We start from the raw sequence: 5,446 nt of genomic DNA, 5'->3' as shown, positions 1-5,446 counted from the left end.
GGAGGGGAGGGTTCGCCGGGTCGATGCCGATCGACGGGGCCACGAACTCCAGCTCGCGCAGCAGGGTCTGGGAGGAGCCCAAGGGACCGCCGCCCGCGAGGAGTTCGTCGTTCGAGAGCGGATGCGGGAAGTCGACCGGGACGTACGCGCCCGCGTGGTCGTAGTGCCAGACCAGGTGCGACTGCTGGGCCGTCGTCTCGAACATCTCCAGCAACTGCTCGTAGTCGCCGCCCAGTTCGTCGACCGGGGTCACCGCCAGTTGGCAGGCCTGGAGCAGGTACGCGCGGCGCAGGAAGTGCAGCGCGTCGTAGTCGAAGCCCGCGATCGGGGCCACGTCGCCGGAGAGGCCGGGCATGTACGCGTACACCGGCACCGGTGGGAGTCCGGCCTCGCCCAGCACCTTGTCGTAGAGCGCGAGTTCCTCGGCGAAGGGGTTGTCGGGGGTGTGGCACAACACGTCGACGAGTGGGACCAGCCACAGGTCACAGGCCAACTGAGAACTCCTCGCGTAGCACAGTGGTCAAGGCAGCGTAATGGGTGACAAGCGCGGTCAGCCCCTGTCGTGCGGATCCCGTCGGACCCCGTCGTGCGGATCCCTTCGGATCCCGTCCGGTCTCGCGTTCGGTCAGATCCCGTCTCCCGTCCGGTCGGACGGCGTCCGATGCCGTCCGATCCCGTCAGCCCCCTTCGTGCAGGTCCCATACCCACACCCCGCCGACCCACTTACCCGGGCGCCCCACCAGCCTGTCGACCGTCTCACGCAGCTGCCCGTCGTTGAACTGCGGGGCCAGCACCAGCACCCCCGCCCGCCAGTACGCGAAGTCGCGGCGGGCCTGCACCTGCCACTCCTCGCTGAGCACCGGGAGCTCACCGCTGTAGCGAACGTCGCGCAGAAGGTTGGAGGTGTGGCGTGGCGCGGCGCCGTAGATGCCGACGCGGTCCTCGCCGAACGGGCCGTTGAAGTAGCCGCCCGGGAGTTTGAAGTCCAGCCCCGCCGACGTCTGCCAGTGCAGCGCCTCCGCGTTGCCGGGATCGGGCAGCGGCACGGGAACGAGGGACTCGCCTTCGGAGACGTACGACTTCCAGGTCCCGTCCGCGATGAAGGGCGGGACCTCCGCGCGGTCCACGGCCTCGAGGGGGGCGGGCACGATCGGCAGGAGTGCGGCGACGACGGCCGCGAGACCGACGTACCGGTTGCCGGTGTTCCGCGTGCCGGCCAGCCGTTCCACGGCCACCGCCAGCAGCATCCCCAGCGCGGGCGCGCACACCATCGCCACGCGCCCCTCGATCACCGACTCGAAGAGGGGTTTCTTCGCGAGGAGCGCCCACGGGCCCGGCACCACCACGTCCGTCATCGGGATACGGAACTTCGGCCCGAGGGACAGCAAGGCCGCCGCGATCGCCGTGAAGGCGAGGGCCTTGACCACTGTCCGCTCCCACAGCCGGACCACGACGGCGAAGGCGAGCGCGACGAGCGGCCAGCCGTAGAAGGCGTTCTGCTCGGTGGGGTTCGGGGACAACGCGCCGGCCGTCTCCCTGTCGCCCGCCAGCAGCGAGCGCTCCGCGAAGGAGAGCAGCGCCAGCGGACTGTTGCCCGAGTCGTCGCCGTGCAGCACGTGCGTGTAGCTCTGCGGGCCGAAGAACTGCCAGTACAGGGGGTAGGCGACGATCGGGAGGCAGACCGCGCCCCCGATCAGCAGCCCCCGCAGCAGCGGACGCCACGCGCCGCGGGCGACATCCCGGCGCACCGCCCCGTACGCGAGGGCGAACAGCAGCATCCCCATCGCGGCGAGCAGCAGCGGCTCCTCGCCGAGGAAGATCTGGTACGCGGCCATCAGCCCGAGGACGACACCGTCCCGGACGACCCGCGCCCCCGTGCACAGGCGCAGCGCCCGGTCGATGATCAGCGGGATCATGAACAGGACGATGAAGTTCGGGTGCGCGTGGGCGTGACTGACCATCGGCGGTGCGAAGGCGGCGAGGGCGGCGCCCACGAACGCCGCGCCCCGGTGGCGTACGAGACGTTTGGCGATCAGCCAGTACCAGGCGGCGGCCGTCGCGGCCAGGCCCAGGGTCATCACCAGGGCCAGTGCGAGCGCCGGGCCGAAGAGCCAGGTCACGGGGGCGAGGGGGACGGACAGGCCGAGCATGACCGTGTTGGCCATGAGGTTCACGCCGTCGGGGAAGCCCTGGAGGTCGGTGAAGAGGGGGTTTCTCAGGTGCGCGACGTTGTCGGCGGTGACCGCGAAGAACCACTCCCACTGGTTCTGGTCCCGGAGCGAGTCGGGGAGGTAGCGGCCGTTCGGGTCGGCCCAGCGGCCCGAGTACAGGGCGAACGACATCAGCAGGAACAGGGCCACCGCCACGACGTCCGCGGGGCGCAGGGAGCGGGCCTTGAGAAGGATGAGGTCGGCGAGCATCAGGCCGTAGTCGACGGGCCGTACCTTCGAACCCGACTGGTGGGACCAGCGCACCGGGACCTCCACGACCGGCCAGCCGGAGCGGCGGAAGTACTGGAGTACCTCGACGTCGATGCCCCAGCCGTCGAGGCGGGACGCGGCGAACGCCTCGCGGGCCTGGTCGCCGTCGAAGAGCTTGAAGCCGCACTGGGTGTCGCGGATGCCGGGCACCGCGACGCGGCGTATGAGGAAGTTGCCGGTACGGCCGAGGAGTTCGCGCAGCCGGTCCTGGCGGTGCTCGATCGTCGCGCCCGGGGCGGCGCGCGAGCCGATCGCGGCCGAGTGGCCCTCGCTGAGCGCCTTGTCGAGACGGTCCAGCTCCTCGATGGGCGCGGCCAGGTCGGCGTCGGTGATCAGCACGCGGCGGCCGTACGAGGCGAGGACACCGAGGCGCAGGGCGCTGCCCTTGCCGCGGTTGCGGGGGCTGGTGACGAGTTTCACGCGGCGGTCGGGGACCGTGGCCACGACGTCCCGCGTGCCGTCCGTGGAGCCGTCGTCGACGACGATCACCTCCCAGTCGCCCCGGCGGCCCCCGCCCTCCCGCAGATGGCCGACGATCGACTCGAGTGTCGGGCCGAGCCGGCGTTCTTCGTTGTACGCGGGGACGACGACCGACAGGTCCACCCCGCTCATCGGCCCGCCGGACCTTCGATCAGGGCGAGGGAGTGCGCGTTGTACGCGGTGACGATCGCGTGCGCGGCGTCGGGGTCGCGCCGCGTCAGGGCGTCCACGAGCACGGTGTGCTCGGCCCAGAGCCGGCCGCGCAGATCCTCCGTACGCAGGTGCTGGACCACGCACACCCAGGACTGGACGCGCAGGCGGTGCAGGAAGTCGGCGAGATAGGGGTTGCCGAAGAGGTTGCTCAGCTCGCGCCAGAAGCGCAGGTCGTAGCCGATGAGGATGTTCAGGTCACCGGCGGCGGCGGCGCGCTGGGCCTCCTCGCCGCGGCGGCGCACGCCGGCGAGGACGGCGGCGGTGCGCGGATTGTCGGCGCGCACCTCCAGGGCGGCGCGGGCGGCCCGGCCGATGGCGGACTTCTCGTCCAGGTACCTGCGGAACAGGCCGTCCGTGACCAGGGCGCGGGCCTCGATCATGCCCCGGTAGTCGGCCGTCGAGTACTCGTGGACGCGGAAGCCGCGGTGCTGGTCGGCGTCCAGCAGGCCCTGGGCCGACAGGTCGACCAGGGCCTCGCGGACGGGGGTCGCGGAGACGCCGTACTGCTCGGCGATCTCCTTCACCGTGAACTCCTGGCCCGGCTGGAGGCGGCCGGCCAGCACCTCGTCGCGGAGCGCGTCCGCGATCTGCTGCCGCAGCGTGCTGCGGGTCACGGCGCCATTGCCGCCGCCGGTGCCGGGCATGGTGCTGGTCCTCCCCCGATCGGGTCCGTGCTCGCTACTCGCTCATATCTACGAGCACGTCACCATACGCGTTCGGGTTCCCGGTCCCCGGGGGCGCATCGGGGCGCGCGCCGCACCCACGGCCGTACGCATCCGCCCTGCTACAGGCCGTACGCAGCCGCCGTGTTACCGGCCGTACTCATCCGCCTGCTACGCCGTGTGCTGGTCCGCGGCCGACAGCGCCTCGTCGAGGGCGGCCAGACCCTCCTTGGCCTCGGCTTCCGTGATGTTGCACGGGGGGACGACGTGGGTGCGGTTCATGTTGATGAAGGGCCACAGGCCGTGCTTCTTGGCGGCGGCACCGAAGGCGGCCATGGGGGCGTTCGCCTCGCCGGAGGCGTTGTAGGGGACGAGGGGTTCGCGGGTCTCCTTGTTCCGTACGAGTTCCAGGGCCCAGAAGGCGCCCATGCCGCGGACCTCGCCGACGCTGGGGTGGCGCTCGGCGAGCTCGCGCAGGCCGGGACCGAGGACGCTCTCGCCGATGCGTGCGGCCTGCTCGACGATGCGTTCCTCCTCCATGACGTTGATCGTGGCGACGGCGGCGGCGCAGGCCAGCGGGTGCCCGGAGTACGTCAGGCCGCCGGGGTACGGCCTGCGGGCGAAGGTCTCCGCGACGGCGCCGGAGATCGCGACGCCGCCCAGGGGCACGTAACCGGAGTTCACGCCCTTCGCGAAGGTCATCAGGTCGGGTACGACGCCGAAGTGGTCGGCGGCGAACCACTCGCCCGTACGCCCGAAGCCGGCCATCACCTCGTCGAGGACGAAGACGATGCCGTACTGGTCGCAGAGCGCGCGGACGCCTTCCAGGTAGCCGGGCGGGGGGACCATGATCCCGGCCGTACCGGGGACGGTTTCGAGGATGATCGCGGCGATGGTCGCCGGACCCTCGAAGGCGATGGTGTCGGCGAGGTGCTGGAGCGCGCGCTCGCACTCCTGCGCCTCGGTCTCGGCGTGGAAGGGGGAGCGGTAGAGGAAGGGCGCCCAGAAGTGCACGACTCCGGCCGACGCGGTGTCGCTGGGCCAGCGGCGCGGGTCGCCGGTGAGGTTGATCGCGGCGGCGGTGGCGCCGTGGTACGAGCGGTAGGCGGAGAGCACCTTCGAGCGGCCGGTGTGCAGCCGGGCCATACGGGTGGCGTTCTCCACGGCCTCCGCCCCGCCGTTGGTGAAGAAGATCTTGTCGAGATCGCCGGGGGTCCGGTCGGCGATGAGGCGCGCGGCCTCGGACCGCGCCTCGACGGCGAAGGCGGGCGCGAAGGTGGACAGCGTCGCCGCCTGCTCCTGAATCGCGGCGACGACCTTGGGATGCTGGTAACCGATGTTTGCGAAGACAAGCCCACTGGAGAAGTCCAGATATCGCTTGCCGTCGTAGTCCCAGAAGTACGCCCCCTCGGCACCGGCGACGGCGAGCGGGTCGATGAGCTCCTGCGCGGACCAGGAGTGAAACACATGCGCACGATCCGCGGCCTTCACGGCGGCACCGGCCTGGGGGTTGGGCTGAGGGGTCATGCGGGGAGCGTAGGTGCCGGCGGGGCGGGGCCGACATCGGCGTCATGTCTGCGGTACGGGGCTGGACGCGACAGTGTGTCGGGG

At 71.4% G+C, this 5,446-nt stretch carries 4 protein-coding genes; all 4 read right to left on the bottom strand.

Features of this window, described 5'->3' with window-relative positions; all coding sequences use genetic code 11:
- The coding region (locus tag G5C60_RS49225; protein ID WP_165270591.1) for a hypothetical protein at nucleotides 1-493 on the bottom strand (493 nt) is incomplete at its 3' end.
- Between the two features lie 184 nt (nucleotides 494-677).
- The gene (locus tag G5C60_RS49220; RefSeq protein WP_165270589.1) at nucleotides 678-3,092 is read right to left on the bottom strand and encodes a dolichyl-phosphate beta-glucosyltransferase; all 2,415 of its coding nucleotides are present in this window, start codon (nucleotides 3,090-3,092) and stop codon (nucleotides 678-680) included.
- Entirely contained in the window at nucleotides 3,089-3,817 is a 729-nt protein-coding gene (locus G5C60_RS49215) for a GntR family transcriptional regulator (protein WP_165270587.1), read from the bottom strand. The genes G5C60_RS49220 and G5C60_RS49215 overlap by 4 nt, the downstream gene beginning before the upstream one ends.
- A 189-nt stretch (nucleotides 3,818-4,006) precedes the next feature.
- Entirely contained in the window at nucleotides 4,007-5,362 is a 1,356-nt protein-coding gene (locus G5C60_RS49210; RefSeq protein WP_165270585.1) for an aspartate aminotransferase family protein, read from the bottom strand.
- Nucleotides 5,363-5,446: the final 84 nt, after the last annotated feature.

Origin of the sequence: Streptomyces scabichelini, assembly GCF_011045015.1 — a bacterium.
In the GTDB taxonomy this organism is placed as follows: Bacteria; Actinomycetota; Actinomycetes; order Streptomycetales; family Streptomycetaceae; genus Streptomyces; species Streptomyces scabichelini.
Note: the sequence above shows the minus strand (reverse complement) of the source record. Positions and strands in the feature narration are given on the sequence as shown.

Bases quoted from the DNA above. Each gene is read 5' to 3' on its own strand.
- G5C60_RS49220 (WP_165270589.1), bottom strand. From the start codon at position 3,092: ATGAGCGGGGTGGACCTGTCGGTCGTCGTCCCCGCGTACAACGAAGAA.
- G5C60_RS49215 (WP_165270587.1), bottom strand. From the start codon at position 3,817: ATGCCCGGCACCGGCGGCGGCAATGGCGCCGTGACCCGCAGCACGCTG.
- G5C60_RS49210 (WP_165270585.1), bottom strand. From the start codon at position 5,362: ATGACCCCTCAGCCCAACCCCCAGGCCGGTGCCGCCGTGAAGGCCGCG.